Consider the following 14,576-nt stretch of genomic DNA (forward strand, 5'->3'; position numbering starts at 1 on the left):
CCGGTGCCTTGCACACGGGTAAGGGTCGGGTGATGGTCATGAGTTCCGGCGAACGCCCCCTGCAGGAAGTCGTCTTCCTGACCGTGGCCGAAGTGGCCGCGGTCATGCGGGTGTCGAAGATGACGGTGTACCGATTGGTGCACAGCGGAGAGCTGCCGGCCATCCGGGTCGGTCGGTCCTTCCGGGTGCCCCAGCAGGCGGTGCACGAGTACCTCAAGGAGTCCTACGTGCGGCTCGAAAGCGCGTAGGACTCGGCTGACGTGGGCGGGGGTCACAGCCGGTGGCCCCCGCGCTCGTTTGCCGCGGATTTCCCGCGAGTTTCCCGGTCCGGGGAGCACGATTACGGCCCTGGCCGCGTGGACGGTAGGCTAGGCCCTCCGTCAGTCGTATGGACTCCGTCTCTCACGGACGGGAGTCTCAGTGAGCGAGGGTTGTTCCGTGGGCTCTGTCATCAAGAAGCGTCGTAAGCGTATGGCCAAGAAGAAGCACCGCAAGCTTCTGAAGCGCACCCGCGTGCAGCGTCGCAACAAGAAGTAAGCGCCCGCCGCGCCCTGCGCGCCCGGTGCTTCCACCGCCCGTCCAGGCCCTCGTGGCCCGGGCGGGCGGTGTCGTCTCACGGCCCGCCACGGCGGCGCGGTACGGTGCACGCAGGCCCGCCGAGGCCGAGGAATGGGGTGCAGCACTGTGGGCATGGTCGTGCTCGTCACCGGCGTGGCGCGCCACCTCGGAGCCCGGTTCGTCGCGGAGCTCCGCCGCCGGCCCGACGTCGACCTGGTGGTCGGCGTGGACGTGCAGCCGCCCCGGCACCCCGTCGAGGAACCGGACGGCCCCGCCGCCCCGTACCGCTTCCACCAGCTGGACCTGCGCCGCCCGGCGGTCGCCCGGGTGATCGCCGAGCACCGGGTCGACACCGTCGTCCACCTCGCCGTCAGCGCCACCGGACTGGGCTCCACGAACCGCTCCTCGGTCAAGGAGTCCAACGTCATCGGCACCATGCAGCTGCTCGGCGCCTGCCAGAAGGCCCCCGGAGTGCGCCGGCTGGTGGTGAAGTCGACCACCGGCGTGTACGGCTCGGCGCCGCGCGACCCGGCCGTGTTCACCGAGCGGACCCAGCCCAAGAACCTGCCGGGCGGCGGCTTCGCCAAGGACGCGGTGGAGGTCGAGGGCTACGTCCGCGGCTTCGCCCGCCGCCGCCCCGACGTCGCGGTGACCGTCCTGCGGTTCGCCAACATCGTCGGCCCCGGCGCGGACACCCCGCTCGTCGAGTACTTCGCGCTGCCGGTCCTGCCCACCGTCCTCGGCTACGACCCCCGGCTGCAGTTCGCCCACGAGGACGACGTCGTCGAGGTGCTCTGCCGGGCGGCGCTGCCGCCGGAGCCGGACACCGTCAACACCGGCACCTTCAACGTGGCGGGGGAGGGCGTCCTGCTGCTCTCCCAGTGCGCCCGCCGGCTCGGCCGGCCGACCCTGCCGCTGCTGCTGCCCGCGATCAGCTGGATGGCGGCGCTGGCCCGGCAGACCAGGATGGTCGACTTCTCGCCGGAGCAGCTGCGGCTGCTCACCCACGGCCGGGTGGTGGACACCGCCCGGCTGCGCGAGACCTTCGGCTACCGGCCGCGGTTCACCACCGCCCAGGCCTTCGCCGACTTCGCCGCCGCCCAGTCCGCCGGCCTGCTGCCGCCCGCGCGGCTCGCCGCCGTCACCGACGGGCTGGCCGCGCTGCTCGGGCCGGAGTACGCGCGGGCCGCCCGTTCCCATGCCAGCCGACCCAGGAGCTGAACCCGCGATGAGTGCCGCTGCCGAGAACGCGCCGGGCCAGGCCAAGGTCATCCCGATCGAGTCCGCGCCGAGCTGGAGCGAGCCCGACCGCCCCGCCGGCCTGGCCGACCAGCTCGCCGACGCCGTCGGCGGGGCGCTGGCCGGCCGGCTCGGCCCGGCCGCCACCCGGCTGTTCGGCAAGGGCTGGGAGGGCCGGGCCGCCGAGCGCCTCGCCTTCCTGCGCCGCCGGGTCACCGGTGACTACGAGGTGGACGAGTTCGGCTTCGACCGCGAGCTCACCGAGGAGGTGCTGCTCTCGCTGCTGCGCCCGCTCGCCGAGAAGTACTTCCGGGTCGAGGTGCGCGGGATCGAGAACATCCCGGCCGAGGGCGGCGCGCTGATCGTCGCCAACCACTCCGGGACGATCCCGTTGGACGCCCTGATGACCCAGGTCGCCATCCACGACCACCACCCGAGCCGGCGGTACCTGCGGATGCTCGCCGCCGACCTGGTGTTCGTGCTGCCCGGCATCAACGAGCTGGCCCGCAAGGCCGGTCACACGCTGGCCTGCAACGAGGACGCCCAGGCGCTGCTGGAGCGCGGCGAGCTGGTCGGGGTCTGGCCGGAGGGCTTCAAGGGCATCGGCAAGCCCTTCTCCGAGCGGTACAAGCTGCAGCGCTTCGGGCGCGGCGGCTTCGTCTCCTCGGCGCTGCGGGCCCGGGTGCCGATCGTCCCCTGCGCGATCGTCGGGGCGGAGGAGACCTATCCGATGATCGGCAACTTCCGGACGCTGGCCCGGCTGCTGGGGCTGCCGTACGTGCCGGTGACGCCGACCTTCCCGTGGCTCGGACCGCTCGGCGCGGTGCCGCTGCCGACCAAGTGGACGATCCAGTTCGGCGAGCCGATCGCCACCGACGGCCACCCGGTGGAGGCGGCGGACGATCCGATGCTGACCTTCGACCTCGCCGACGAGGTGCGCGAGACCATCCAGCACACCCTCTACAAGCTGCTGGTGCAGCGGCGTTCGGTGTTCTTCTGAGGCCGTCCGCCGGTGCCCGTGAGGCACGGACGCGGGAGGGGCCCGGCGGATGCCGCCGGGCCCCTCCCGCGTCGCGGGGCCGGTGGTGCGGGGCGGCTCACGCCGTACCGCACCACCGGCCCGTCGACCGTCCGGCATTTCGGCCGGATCGGCCCGTCCGGCCGGTCGAGCTGATTCAGCCGATGCAGCCGGTGCAGCCCGTTCAGCCGCCGAGGATCCGCAGACCGGGCAGCAGCCCGGGGATCAGCGGCGGCACGTCGACACCCTGCGGTGCCGTGCCGGGCGCGGCACTGGGCGAGCCGGACGGCTGCGGGGCCGCCTGGTCCGGTGCCGGGTCCGCGCTCGGCGAGGGCTTCTGACCGGTCAGCCCGCTGGTGAGGTTGTCGACCAGCCCGCCGACCGCGCCCGCCGCGTTGCTCGGTGCGCTGCTGGGCGCACCGGCGCCGCCACCGGGCGTGCTCGCCCCGGCGGACGGTGCCCGCTCGGTGCTGCCGGGCTTGCCACCGTTCGTGCTGCCCGCGCCGCCCTGGGCCGTCCCGGCGCCCGGTGCGGCGTTGCCGCCGACGGCCGGGGCGTCGCCCTGCGAGCCGCCGTCGGCCGGATGACCCGCGCCGCCGCCCGCCCCGCTGCCGGCCGGTCCACCGCTCTTGGCGGGGGGCTGGGCCAGTCGCAGGGGCGCGACGTCCTCGCTTATGTCGTCGAACAGCTGGTCCACCAGGTGGGCCTGCGAGGTCAGCTGGACCGGCAGCTTGCTCTGCAGCTCCGTCCAGTGGCCGTCCTCGTCCTGGGCGAAACCGGCCAGGGCCCGCATCGGGTCCAGCGAGCCGTTGCTGCGGTAGACCGAGCGCAGCAGGTCGCGGCCCTTGAGGGCGTCGGCGTGCATGTCGTCGAGCGCCCTGCGGACCTGGTCGACGGTGCCCGGGCTGAGCGAGCCGCCCGGGTCCGTCCGGCCGACCAGGCTCTTGGCCTCGCCGAGCCGGGTGGCCGCGTTGTCCAGCAGCAGCTCGCCGCGCTCGCTGTCGGTGTCCGCGAGGTCGAGCCGGAGCCCCTCCAGACCGCGCTTCATGCCGTACAGCGTGTCCCCGGGGAGGGCGTTGGCGCTCGCGGCGGCCGCGCCGGCGAGGCTGCCGACGGCGAGCCCGGCGACCAGGCCGCCGATCGCGAACCGGCGGCTCCAGCGGCCGCGCGGGGCGGTCCGGACCGCCCGGTGGCCGCGCTGGCGGGGCACCGCGGCACCCGGCCCACCGGCGAAGACCTGCTCGAACGCGGCCATCAGCTGAGCGCGTTGGACCGTTCGGACCTCCTGGTCCAGTGCCGGTCCGGGCAGCGCGCCGAGTGCGCCGACCATGCCGACCAGCTCCGCCATCGCGGTCGAACCGGCGCCGGTGGAAGCGGCGTTGGCCGCCGCGGAACCGGCGGCGCCGCGTTCCTCTGCCTGGTGGGCCTCCAGCGCCTCGGCGAAGGCCTTCGCCCGCCGGTGCTCCAGCACGTTTGCCGTCACGGGCCACACCTCCCTTCGTCGTTGTCGACACCCCGGCCTGCCGGACGGTTGCCTCGGCGGGCCAAAGCCACTCCATCGGGTGAGAGGTCGCAATTCGACTTGACCGTACGCCTGGTGGAGGCTTGCACGCTGGCCAACGAGCGGTGCGGGCGGTCGGTTACGCACGGCTGATCATCGGATCGACCGTTCACCCGGACGTGTCGGACCGCCGCCGTCGGTGACGGCCCGCCGGATATCTCGCCGGTGCCGTCCGCGGCACCGCCCCCGGTCTTCGCGCCGCTCACCGCGCGTCGGGCGGCAGCAGCCGGGCCAGCGTCCGTACCGCGCGGTACTGGAGCGTCTTGATGGCGCCCTCGTTCTTGCCCATGATCCGGGCCGTCTCGGCCACCGAGAGCCCCTGCAGGAAGCGGAGCGTGACGCACTCCTGCTGCTGCGGGTTGAGCCGCCGCACCGCGTCCAGCAGCGCCGCGTTGGAGAGCGACTCCAGCACCGAGTCCTCCGGGCTGCGTTCGCACTCGTTGGAGTCGAGCATCTCCCCGGTGGTGACCTCCAGCCGGAACCGGCTGGACTTGAAGTGGTCGGCCACCAGGTTGCGGGCGATGGTCACCAGCCAGGCGCCGAAGTCGCGGCCCTGCCAGGTGAAGGTGCCGATCCGGCGCAGGGCGCGGAGGAAGGTCTCGCTGGTGAGGTCCTCGGCGGTGGCCCGGCTGCCGACCCGGTAGTAGATGTAGCGGTAGACGGTGTCCGCGTAGTGGTCGTAGAGGCTGCCGAAGGCGTCGCTCTCGCCGGCCTGGGCCCGCTCGACCAGCTCCATGATCGGGTTGTGCTCGGTCTCGTAGCCGGGGGCCGGGGCCGTCCGTGCCCGGCTGCGGCCGCTGCTGCCGGTGGCTCCGGTCCGTCCGCGCGAGCCGGTTCCGGTGGAGCCGGCGGCCGTGGTGCGCAGGGCGAGACCGGCCGGCTGCGGCTGCTGGCCGAACGGGACTCCGGCGGGCACCAGTTGGGGTGAGGTGGCGAGCTGGCTGCGGAGCAGGGTGCGCAGCAGGTCCAGGCCGGTGGAGATCTGCCGGGCCGAGGCCGGGCGGCCGCGCAGGCTGGTGCGGGAGCGCAGGGTGGCGGGCGACGGGCGGGAGGGTGCAGGCGCGTCGTTCCGGACGGGTGGGTACACGGGACTCCCAGAGGCAGAACTGTGGACGGATCACCTCCGCCTGCGCGGAGAGCACGCCCGCGCCGCCCGTTCGAGCGGGGCGCGTGGGTGACGTGCATCCAGGAGAGAATAACGCTTTGTGCAATGACAGCTACACCGTGTGGTCGAAGTGGTCGTTTGGGATCCACATGGCGTGCATATTCGGCTGACACTGACCGAACGTGTCATCGTTCATCCGGCTCAACGTGATCGAACATGTGCACCGGGTGACCAATTAGGCGGTCGGACGGCCGGTTTCCCCTTGGTTGGCCTTGGTAATCCCCGACTTTCCCCTTCTGACGAACGATCAGAACCGGTCACCCAGTGGCAGCTTCGTTCAGGCTCTTCGGGCTCCCGGCCGGCGGAGGGGAGTTAGCCCGTACGGGGGCCGTGTTCGGTGTACGGATTGACGGCCGGTCACCCTCGCAGGGGGGTGGTTCGGCGGTGGCCGCCGGGCGTGGCCCCCACCCCGGTCCGGTCCGCGGTTCAGGCGCGGTGGCGGCGCTGCAGGGCGATGCCGGCGGCCGTCGCCCCGGCGGCCACCCCGAGCGCGGCGGCGGCCGGGAGCCCGACCCGGGCCGCCTTGCGCCCGGTCCGGAAGTCCCGCACCCGCCAGCCCTGGGCCCGGGCGTGGCGGCGCAGCGCGCCGTCCGGGTTCACCACGTACGGGTGGCCGACCAGCGAGAGCATCGGGATGTCGTTGGCCGAGTCGCTGTACGCGGCGCAGCGCTCCAGGTCGAGCCGCTCGCGCCGGGCCAGCGCGCCGACGGCGGCCGCCTTGGCGGGCCCGTGCAGCAGGTCGCCGACCAGCCGGCCGGTGTACAGGCCGCCCCGGGCCTCGGCGACGGTGCCGAGCGCGCCGGTCATGCCCAGCCGCCGGGCGATCACCCGGGCCACCTCCAGCGGTGCGGCGGTGACCAGCCAGACCCGCTGGCCGGCGTCCAGGTGCATCTGGACCAGGGCCCGGGTGCCGGGCCAGATCTTCTCGGCGATGACCTCCTCGAAGACCTCCTCGCAGATGGCTTCGAGTTCGGCGGTGCGCTTGCCGGCGACGAGGCCGAGCGCGGTGTGCTGGGCGTCGGCCATGTGGTCCGGGTCCTCGGTGCCGTGCAGCCGGAACCAGGCCTGCTGCCAGGCGAACCGGGCGATGTCGCGGCGGGTGAGGAAGCCGCGGCGGTAGAGGCCGACGCCGAGGTAGAAGATCGCGGCGCCGCGCAGGATGGTGTTGTCGCAGTCGAAGAAGGCGGCGGCGCGCGGGTCGTCCCGCTCGGGGGTGTGGTTGCCGGCGGGTGCCTTGGGAGCCTTCGCGGGCCGCTCGTCGGAGCCGTCCGGGGCGGCCGCCGCCTGCGCGGCGGTCGGCGTGGCGGGGGCGTCCGGGTCGTGCGGGGCGTCCGTGGCGGCCCGCAGGGCGGCCTCCGCGGCCTCGGCGGCGGCCTCGCCGGCCAGGGCGTTCCGCTCGGTGGTGGAACGCCTTGACTGGGTGAGCCTTCGGAGCACGGCCATGCCGTCGAGCATATCGAGCCGGGCCGGGAGGGGCCGTGACGGCGACGTGCCCACCGGGTGAACAGCGACCGGTCCGGCGCCGGGTCCCGGCGGGCGGTGCCCGGGCCGGCCGGGCGTCGGGGCCGGTGTGGGGCGGGCGCACAATGGCGGGGTGAGCCCACTGCTGCGACGTGACAAGAACCAGAGCCCCGAGCCGGCCGACCGCACCGTGACCCTGGTCGGCAAGCCGGGCTGCCACCTCTGCGACGACGCCCGGGAGGTGATCGTGCGGGTGACCGGCGAGCTGGGCGCGACCTTCGAGGAGAAGGACATCACCCAGGACGAGGAGCTGTACCGCGCGTACTGGGAGCAGATCCCGGTCACCCTGATCGACGGGCGTCAGCACGACTTCTGGCGGGTCGACGAGCGCCGCCTGCGCGCCGCGCTCGGCGCCTGACGGCGGCGGACCGCCCCCGCCGACCGGCGGGGGCGGTTCGCCGAATCGTTGTGAAGAATCCCGTACCGGGCCTGGGAACGGCGATGTTCGTCGGCTTACGATCGAACTCGTCTGCGCCCATGGGGGGCTGAGCACACGAGGAGTGCCGCCATGCTTCCCGGTCCGACCCCAGGGACGCCCGTGCCCGCAGCCGGCGGGGGCTTCGCGGTGGTGGACGTGGAGACGACCGGTCGCAGTCCGTGGCGGCACCGGGTGGTCGAGGTCGCCGTCGTCCTGCTGGACGAGCGGCTCCGCCCCGAGGGCGAGTTCTGCACCCTGCTGGATCCGGCCGGTCCGGTCGGCCCCACCCATGTGCACCGGATAGCCCAGGCCGACGTGGAGGGCGCCCCCCGGTTCCGCGAGGTCGCGCCGCGGCTGCTGGAGCTGCTGGCCGGCCGGGTGCTGGTCGGCCACCACGTGACCTGCGACCACGCCTTCCTCGATCGCGAGTTCGCCCGGATCGGGGTGGCCCTGCCGCCCGTCCCGCTGCTCTGCACGATGCGGCTGGCCCGCGCGCACCTGTCGGAGGCGGGCGGCTTCGGCCTGGCGGCCTGCACGGAGGCGGCCGGGCTGGGCCGGTTCCCCGCGCACACCGCGCTGGGCGACGCCCGGGCCACCGCCGGGCTGCTCCGGCACTGCCTGGACGCGCCGTCCTGCCCGCCCGACGACTGGGCGGCGCCCCTGCGCGAGGCGGCCCGGGTGCCGTGGCCGAGGCTGGGCCGGGCCCGCTCGGACGCCGCCGGGGCGGTCGTCCCGCAGCTCCGCCGGGAGCCGCCGTACGGCCTCCGGCCGCCCGGTGCGCAGCCCCCGGCGGCGGTGCCGACGGGGACCGGTGCTATGGACTCGTCGGCGTGATGCGCATCACTGTGCGGGGACAAATCGGACACCATCTTTGTGCACACGTTCACAAACGCATAGCCTGGCTGCCAAAGCCCAGCTTCACCCACAGGAGCACCGTGGCAATCGGCCGATCACCACAGAGCAGTTCGCAGACGCCCGACCAGGGCGCCGCGCGCCGACCCTCGCGTGCCCGGGGCATCCCGGAGGCGACCGTCGCCCGCCTTCCCCTCTACCTGCGGGCACTCACCGCGCTCTCCGAGCGTTCCGTGCCGACCGTCTCCTCGGAGGAGCTGGCGGCCGCCGCCGGCGTGAACTCCGCGAAGCTGCGCAAGGACTTCTCCTACCTGGGCTCGTACGGGACCCGCGGCGTCGGCTACGACGTCGAGTACCTCGTCTACCAGATCTCCCGCGAGCTGGGCCTGACCCAGGACTGGCCGGTCGTCATCGTCGGCATCGGGAACCTCGGCCACGCGCTCGCCAACTACGGCGGCTTCGCGTCCCGCGGGTTCCGGGTGGCGGCCCTGCTGGACGCCGACCCGGCCGTGGTCGGCAGCAGCGCCGCCGGGCTGCCGGTGCGCCACATGGACGAACTGGAGTCCATCGTGGAGAACCAGCACGTCTCGATCGGCGTCATCACCACCCCGCCCGGCGCCGCCCAGCAGGTCTGCGACCGCCTGGTCGAGGCCGGTGTCACCAGCATCCTGAACTTCGCCCCGACGGTGCTCACCGTTCCGGACGGCGTGGACGTGCGCAAGGTGGACCTCTCCATCGAGCTGCAGATCCTGGCCTTCCACGAGCAGCGCAAGGCGGGCGAGGAGCCGGACCGCACCGAGTCGGTGCTGGACCGCGCCCCCGGCCCGGTCCGCGCGGCCGCGGCCAAGCTGCGCCGCGCCGCAGCCGGCTCCGGCAAGGCCCGTCCGGCCGCCGAGCCGGCCAAGGACGACGAGGCGCCGGCGAAGGCCAAGCCCGGCAAGGCCGGCGGCGAGGGCGAGCTCTCCGCGGTGATGCCGGCGTGAGCGAGCGAACCATCGGGAAGGTGCGCGTGGTGCGGAGCGGTCGTCGGTCGCAGCGGGCCGGGCGCGTGCGGTGCGGGATCCGTGGCACCGGGGGGCGGGCATGAGCCTCCTCGTCGTAGGCCTGAGCCACCGCACCGCCCCGGTCGGCGTGCTGGAGCGCGCCGCCCTGACCGGTGACGTCCCGACCCGGCTGCTGCACGACGCGGCGGCCACCGCGACCGTCGCCGAGGCGGCGCTGCTGAACACCTGCAACCGGATCGAGCTGTACGCGGACGTGGACAAGTTCCACGCCGGCGTCGCCGAGCTGTCGCTGCTGCTGGCCCACCACAGCGGGGTGGACCTGGAGGAGCTGACCTCCCACCTCTACGTCCACTACGAGGACCGCGCCGTCCACCACCTCTTCTCGGTGGCCTGCGGCCTGGACTCGATGGTGGTCGGCGAGGGGCAGATCCTCGGCCAGCTGCGCGACGCGCTGGCCAAGGCCCAGGAGCAGCACACCGCCGGGCGCGGCCTGAACGAGCTGTTCCAGCAGGCCCTGCGGGTCGGCAAGCGGGCGCACAGCGAGACCGGAATCGACAAGGCCGGCCAGTCGCTGGTCACCTTCGGCCTGGAGCAGGTCGCGGCCGGCGCGGGCGAGATCGCGGGCAAGCGCGCCCTGGTGGTCGGGGCGGGCTCGATGAGCTCGCTGGCCGCCGCCACGCTGGTCCGCGCCGGCGTCACCGATCTGCTGGTCGCCAACCGGACGCCCGAGCGCGCCGAGCGCCTGGTCGAGATCCTCGGCGCCGACGTGGCGCGGACGGTCGAGCTGGCCAAGGTGCCCGAGGCGCTGGCCGACGTCGACCTGGTGATCTCCTGCACCGGCGCGGCCGGCGTGGTGATCGGGGCCGAGGACGTCGCCGCGGCGGTCGCCGCCCGCGCCGGCGGGACCCCGCTGGCCCTGCTCGACCTCGCCATGCCGCGGGACGTCGACCACGCCGTGCACGAGCTGCCCGGCGCGCTCCTGGTCGACCTCGAGAGCCTCTCGCAGGCCCACGCCGCCACCCCCGGCGCGGGCGACGTCGACGCCGTCTCCGGCATCGTCGCCGACGAGGTCGCCGCCTTCGGCGCCGCCCAGCGGGCCGCCCGGATCGCCCCGACCGTGGTGGCGCTGCGGGCGATGGCCTCCGACGTGGTCGCCGCCGAGCTGGGCCGTCTCGACTCGCGGCTGCCCGCCCTGGACGAGCGGTCCCGCGCCGAGATCACCCAGACCGTCCGCCGTGTCGTCGACAAGCTGCTGCACGCCCCCACCGTGCGGGTGAAGCAGCTCGCCGCCGAGCCGGGCGGCGCGTCCTACGCGGACGCGCTGCGCGAGCTGTTCGACCTCGACCCGGCGGCCGTGCACGCGGTCTCGGGCACCCCGATCGGCACCCAGCCTTCGGGCGGGGGCGCCAGATGAACCGTCAGCCATCCCACGAGTACCACCGGGACGATCACCTCATGAATGGTCAACCGCTCACCGACCAGGCCCCGGCCGCCACCGCAGCAGCGCTGCGGCTCGGCACCCGGCGCAGCGCGCTCGCCATGGCCCAGTCGGGCATGGTCGCCCGCGAGGTGGCCAGGGTCACCGGGCGCCCCGTCGAGCTGGTGGAGATCACCACCTACGGCGACACCTCCAAGGAGGCGCTGGCGCAGATCGGCGGCACCGGCGTCTTCGTCTCCGCCCTGCGGGACGCGCTGCTGGAGGGCCGGATCGACTTCGCCGTGCACTCGCTGAAGGACCTGCCCACCGCCGAGCCCGAGGGCCTGGCGCTGGCCGCCGTCCCCGCGCGCGAGGACGCTCGCGACGCCCTGGTGGCGCGCGAGGGCCTGGCCCTGGACGAGCTGGTGGAGAAGCTGGCCGGCGCCGGGCGCACCGCCCGGATAGGCACCGGCTCCCCGCGCCGGATGGCCCAGCTCAACGCCTGGGCCCGCGGCCGGGGCGCCCAGATCGAGACGGTGGCGATCCGCGGCAACGTGGACACCCGGATCGGCTTCGTGGCCTCCGGCGAGCTGGACGCGGTGGTGCTGGCCACCGCCGGCCTGAACCGGCTCGGCCGCGCCGCCGAGGTCACCGAGCACCTCGACCCGGAGCTGATGCTCCCGGCACCCGGCCAGGGCGCGCTCGCCATCGAGTGCGCCCGCGCCGACGGTGAGCTGGCCGCCGCGCTGTCGGCCCTCGACCACGCCCCCACCCGGGCCGCGGTCGCCGCCGAGCGCGCCCTGCTGGCCACCCTGGAGGCCGGCTGCTCCGCACCGGTCGCCGCGCTGGCCACCTGGGGCCACGAGTACGAACTGCGGCTGGAGGGCGTGGTCGGCACCGTCGACGGCGCCACCCTGCTGAAGATGTCCGCCAACGGTCCGATCGTCCTCGACGAGACCGCCGAGCGGCAGGCGGCGGCCCTCGGCCGCGCGCTGGCCGCCCGGCTGCTCGACGCGGGCGCGGCCGCCCTGATGGGGGAGCGAGCCCGATGAGCCCCACCGCCGCCACCGAGACGCCGTTCCCGGCCGACAGCCCCTTCCCGGGCGGGACGCCCGCCGCGGGCCGGTGCACCTTCCTGGGCGCGGGCCCCGGGGACCCGGGCCTGCTGACTCTGCGCGCGGTCGAGGTGCTGTCCTCGGCCGACGTCCTGGTCGCCGACCCGCTCACCGCCGCCGCCGTGCGCAGCCACTGTCCGGCCGGTGTGCAGGTGCACACCCCCGGCGCCGAGGGCCCGGAGTTCGACCTGGCCGAGCTGGTCGCCGAGGCGGTCCGCTCGGGCAAGCACGTCGTGCGCACCGTCGACGGCGACCCCGGCCTGGACGGCTGCGCCGCCGAGGAGATGCTCGGCTGCGCGGGCCACGGCATCCACTTCGAGGTGATCCCGGGCGTCGCCCAGTCGGTCGGCGTGCCGGCCTACGCGGGTGTCCCGCTGCGCGGTGTGGGCGGTACCGACGTCCGCTTCGTGGACGGCGCCGCGCTGCTCGCCGGCAGCCCGGTGGACCTGGGCGCGCCGGAGACGACCCTGGTGGTGCGCACCACCCTGGGCCAGCTGCCGGCCACCGCCAACGCGCTGGTCTCCAACGGCCGCAAGCCGGAGTCGGCGCTCAGCGCGACGCTCTCCGGCACCACCACCCGCCAGCGCACCTTCACCGCCACCCTGGCCACCATCGCGGCGGACCTCAAGGCGGCCCGGGTACTGCCCTCGCCGGTCTCCGCCCCGGTGGACCCGGCGACCTCGGTGATAGCCGTGGTGGGCGAGCAGGTCGCGCACCGCGCCTCGCACTCCTGGTTCGAGACCAAGCCGCTGTTCGGCTGGAACGTCCTGGTGCCGCGCACCAAGGAGCAGGCCACCGGCCTCTCCGAGCAGCTGCGCTCGTACGGCGCGGTGCCGCAGGAGGTGCCGACCATCGCGGTCGAGCCGCCGCGCACCCCGCAGCAGATGGAGCGGGCGATCAAGGGCCTGGTCACCGGCCGCTACGAGTGGATCGCCTTCACCTCGGTGAACGCGGTGCGCGCCGTCCGCGAGAAGTTCGAGGAGTACGGCCTGGACGCCCGGGCGTTCGCCGGGATCAAGGTGGCGGCGGTCGGCGAGACCACCGCGCAGGCCCTGGTGGACTTCGGCGTGAAGCCGGACCTCGTGCCGTCCGGCGAGCAGTCCGCCGCCGGGCTGCTGGAGGACTGGCCGCCGTACGACCCGGTGTTCGACCCGATCGACCGGGTACTGCTGCCGCGCGCCGACATCGCGACCGAGACCCTGGTCGCCGGCCTGGTCGAGCTGGGCTGGGAGGTCGACGACGTGACGGCCTACCGGACGGTGCGCGCCTCGCCGCCGCCGGCCGAGACCCGCGAGGCGATCAAGGGCGGCGGCTTCGACGCGGTGCTGTTCACCTCGTCCTCGACCGTGCGGAACCTGGTCGGCATCGCCGGCAAGCCGCACAACGTCACGGTCATCGCCTGCATCGGCCCGGCCACCGCCAAGACCGCCGAGGAGCACGGCCTGCGGGTCGACGTGATGGCCCCGGCGCCGTCGGCGGCCGCGCTGGCCCAGGCCCTGGCAGACTTCGGGGCCAGGCGTCGCGACACCGCGACCGCGGCGGGCGAGCCGGTCTACCGGCCCAGCGAGCGCCGTCCCGGTTCGCGCCGCAAGGCGCGCTGAGGCCGGCGCCCACCAACCGGGGCCGGGGGCGGCCGACCGTCGCCCCCGGCGCCGCCCAACCGTTCGGAGAGAGAAGCCGTGTCCGCTGAATTCCCGTACGTTCGCCCGCGCCGGCTGCGCTCGACCCCGGCGATGCGCCGGCTGGTCGCCGAGACCCGGCTGCACCCGGCGGAGCTGATCCTGCCGCTGTTCGTCCGCGAGGGCGTGCGCGAGCCGGTCCCGGTGTCGTCGATGCCCGGCGTGGTCCAGCACACCCGCGACACGCTGCGCAAGGCCGCGGTCGAGGCGGCCGAGGCGGGCCTGGGCGGCCTCATGCTGTTCGGCGTGCCCGCGGTGCAGGACGCGGTCGGCAGCGAGGGCACCAACCCGGACGGCATCCTGCAGCAGGCGATCCGGGACGTGGTCGCCGAGGTCGGCGACTCCCTGGTGGTCATGTCCGACCTCTGCCTGGACGAGTACACCGACCACGGCCACTGCGGCGTGCTGGCCGCCGACGGCAGCGTGGACAACGACGCGACCCTGGAGCGCTACGCCGAGATGGCCCGCGTGCAGGCGGACGCGGGCGTCCACCTGGTCGGCCCGTCCGGGATGATGGACGGTCAGATCAGGGTGATCCGCAAGGCCCTGGACGAGGCCGGGCACCAGGACACCGGCATCCTCGCCTACACCGCCAAGTACGCCTCGGCGTTCTACGGCCCGTTCCGCGAGGCGGTCGGCTCCTCGCTGAAGGGCGACCGCAAGAGCTACCAGCAGGACCCGGCGAACGCCCGGGAGTCGCTGCGCGAGCTGGAGCTGGACGTCGCCGAGGGCGCCGACCTGGTGATGGTCAAGCCCGCGATGGCCTACCTGGACATCCTGCGCCAGGTGGCCGACGCCTCGCCGGTGCCGGTCGTCGCCTACCAGGTCTCCGGCGAGTACGCGATGGTCGAGGCCGCCGCGGCCAACGGCTGGATCGACCGGGAGCGGATGATCCTGGAGACGCTGACCTCGATCCGCCGGGCCGGGGCCGAGCAGATCCTCACCTACTGGGCGCTCGAAACCGCCGCGATGATCAAGTAGTCGGAGCCGTGAGCACGACGGAGGCCGGACCCCGGGCGGGGTCCGGCC

14 protein-coding genes are annotated in these 14,576 nt (G+C 74.5%); 11 read left to right on the top strand and 3 right to left on the bottom strand.

Translation table 11 applies throughout. The features are described from left to right. Positions 1-38: 38 nt before the first annotated feature. The 4 genes from ABT263_RS00520 (at position 39) to ABT263_RS00535 (ending at position 2,797) form a co-directional block, all read left to right on the top strand. Positions 39-248 carry a helix-turn-helix domain-containing protein gene (locus ABT263_RS00520; RefSeq protein WP_148644250.1) on the top strand — a complete coding sequence of 70 codons (210 nt, stop codon included), beginning with the start codon at positions 39-41 and terminating at the stop codon, positions 246-248. A 190-nt stretch (positions 249-438) separates the two neighbouring features. Continuing rightward, entirely contained in the window at positions 439-537 is a 99-nt protein-coding gene (locus tag ABT263_RS00525; protein WP_003948845.1) for a 30S ribosomal protein bS22, read from the top strand. A gap of 147 nt (positions 538-684) precedes the next feature. Beyond that, positions 685-1,779 carry an NAD-dependent epimerase/dehydratase family protein gene (locus ABT263_RS00530; RefSeq protein WP_352286386.1) on the top strand — a complete coding sequence of 365 codons (1,095 nt, stop codon included), beginning with the start codon at positions 685-687 and terminating at the stop codon, positions 1,777-1,779. 7 nt (positions 1,780-1,786) lie between these two features. Then, a complete protein-coding gene (locus ABT263_RS00535; RefSeq protein ID WP_352286180.1) occupies positions 1,787-2,797 on the top strand; it encodes a lysophospholipid acyltransferase family protein in 1,011 nt (336 codons plus the stop codon). A 202-nt stretch (positions 2,798-2,999) separates the two neighbouring features. Here ABT263_RS00535 and ABT263_RS00540 read toward each other — a convergent pair whose 3' ends face one another. The 3 genes from ABT263_RS00540 to ABT263_RS00550 form a co-directional block, all read right to left on the bottom strand. Next, on the bottom strand, positions 3,000-4,298 hold the full coding sequence (locus tag ABT263_RS00540; protein ID WP_352286182.1) for a DUF5667 domain-containing protein: 1,299 nt from the start codon (positions 4,296-4,298) through the stop codon (positions 3,000-3,002). Positions 4,299-4,578: 280 nt separating this feature from the next. Then, positions 4,579-5,463 (bottom strand): ECF subfamily RNA polymerase sigma factor, BldN family, encoded by an 885-nt coding sequence (locus ABT263_RS00545; protein WP_352286184.1) that lies wholly within the window; start codon positions 5,461-5,463, stop codon positions 4,579-4,581. Between the two features lie 504 nt (positions 5,464-5,967). Further along, the gene (locus ABT263_RS00550) at positions 5,968-6,984 is read right to left on the bottom strand and encodes an HAD family hydrolase (protein ID WP_352286186.1); all 1,017 of its coding nucleotides are present in this window, start codon (positions 6,982-6,984) and stop codon (positions 5,968-5,970) included. A 151-nt stretch (positions 6,985-7,135) separates the two neighbouring features. Between ABT263_RS00550 and ABT263_RS00555 the strand changes: the two genes are divergently transcribed. The 7 genes from ABT263_RS00555 (at position 7,136) to hemB (ending at position 14,528) form a co-directional block, all read left to right on the top strand. After that, positions 7,136-7,420, top strand: a complete 285-nt coding sequence (locus ABT263_RS00555; RefSeq protein WP_329488307.1) for a glutaredoxin family protein — start codon at positions 7,136-7,138, stop codon at positions 7,418-7,420. Positions 7,421-7,570: 150 nt separating this feature from the next. After that, on the top strand, positions 7,571-8,314 hold the full coding sequence (locus ABT263_RS00560) for a 3'-5' exonuclease (protein ID WP_352286188.1): 744 nt from the start codon (positions 7,571-7,573) through the stop codon (positions 8,312-8,314). Between the two features lie 101 nt (positions 8,315-8,415). Then, complete coding sequence (locus ABT263_RS00565; RefSeq protein ID WP_329488305.1) at positions 8,416-9,315, top strand: redox-sensing transcriptional repressor Rex; 900 nt, start codon at positions 8,416-8,418, stop codon at positions 9,313-9,315. 100 nt (positions 9,316-9,415) lie between these two features. Continuing rightward, positions 9,416-10,750, top strand: a complete 1,335-nt coding sequence (locus ABT263_RS00570; protein ID WP_352286190.1) for a glutamyl-tRNA reductase — start codon at positions 9,416-9,418, stop codon at positions 10,748-10,750. 41 nt (positions 10,751-10,791) lie between these two features. Then, positions 10,792-11,805, top strand: coding sequence for a hydroxymethylbilane synthase (gene hemC / locus ABT263_RS00575; protein ID WP_352286192.1), 1,014 nt, complete (start codon positions 10,792-10,794; stop codon positions 11,803-11,805). Further along, the gene (locus tag ABT263_RS00580; protein ID WP_352286194.1) at positions 11,802-13,469 is read left to right on the top strand and encodes a bifunctional uroporphyrinogen-III C-methyltransferase/uroporphyrinogen-III synthase; all 1,668 of its coding nucleotides are present in this window, start codon (positions 11,802-11,804) and stop codon (positions 13,467-13,469) included. The genes hemC and ABT263_RS00580 overlap by 4 nt, the downstream gene beginning before the upstream one ends. Positions 13,470-13,547: 78 nt before the next feature. Then, positions 13,548-14,528, top strand: coding sequence for a porphobilinogen synthase (gene hemB / locus ABT263_RS00585; protein WP_352286196.1), 981 nt, complete (start codon positions 13,548-13,550; stop codon positions 14,526-14,528). Positions 14,529-14,576: the final 48 nt, after the last annotated feature.

It is taken from the genome of Kitasatospora sp. NPDC001603, assembly GCF_040298365.1.
Taxonomy (GTDB): domain Bacteria; phylum Actinomycetota; class Actinomycetes; order Streptomycetales; family Streptomycetaceae; genus Kitasatospora.

Bases quoted from the DNA above. Each gene is read 5' to 3' on its own strand.
- ABT263_RS00520 (WP_148644250.1), top strand. From the start codon at position 39: ATGAGTTCCGGCGAACGCCCCCTGCAGGAAGTCGTCTTCCTGACCGTG.
- ABT263_RS00535 (WP_352286180.1), top strand. From the start codon at position 1,787: ATGAGTGCCGCTGCCGAGAACGCGCCGGGCCAGGCCAAGGTCATCCCG.
- ABT263_RS00550 (WP_352286186.1), bottom strand. From the start codon at position 6,984: ATGGCCGTGCTCCGAAGGCTCACCCAGTCAAGGCGTTCCACCACCGAG.
- ABT263_RS00560 (WP_352286188.1), top strand. From the start codon at position 7,571: ATGCTTCCCGGTCCGACCCCAGGGACGCCCGTGCCCGCAGCCGGCGGG.
- ABT263_RS00570 (WP_352286190.1), top strand. From the start codon at position 9,416: ATGAGCCTCCTCGTCGTAGGCCTGAGCCACCGCACCGCCCCGGTCGGC.
- hemC (WP_352286192.1), top strand. From the start codon at position 10,792: ATGAATGGTCAACCGCTCACCGACCAGGCCCCGGCCGCCACCGCAGCA.
- ABT263_RS00580 (WP_352286194.1), top strand. From the start codon at position 11,802: ATGAGCCCCACCGCCGCCACCGAGACGCCGTTCCCGGCCGACAGCCCC.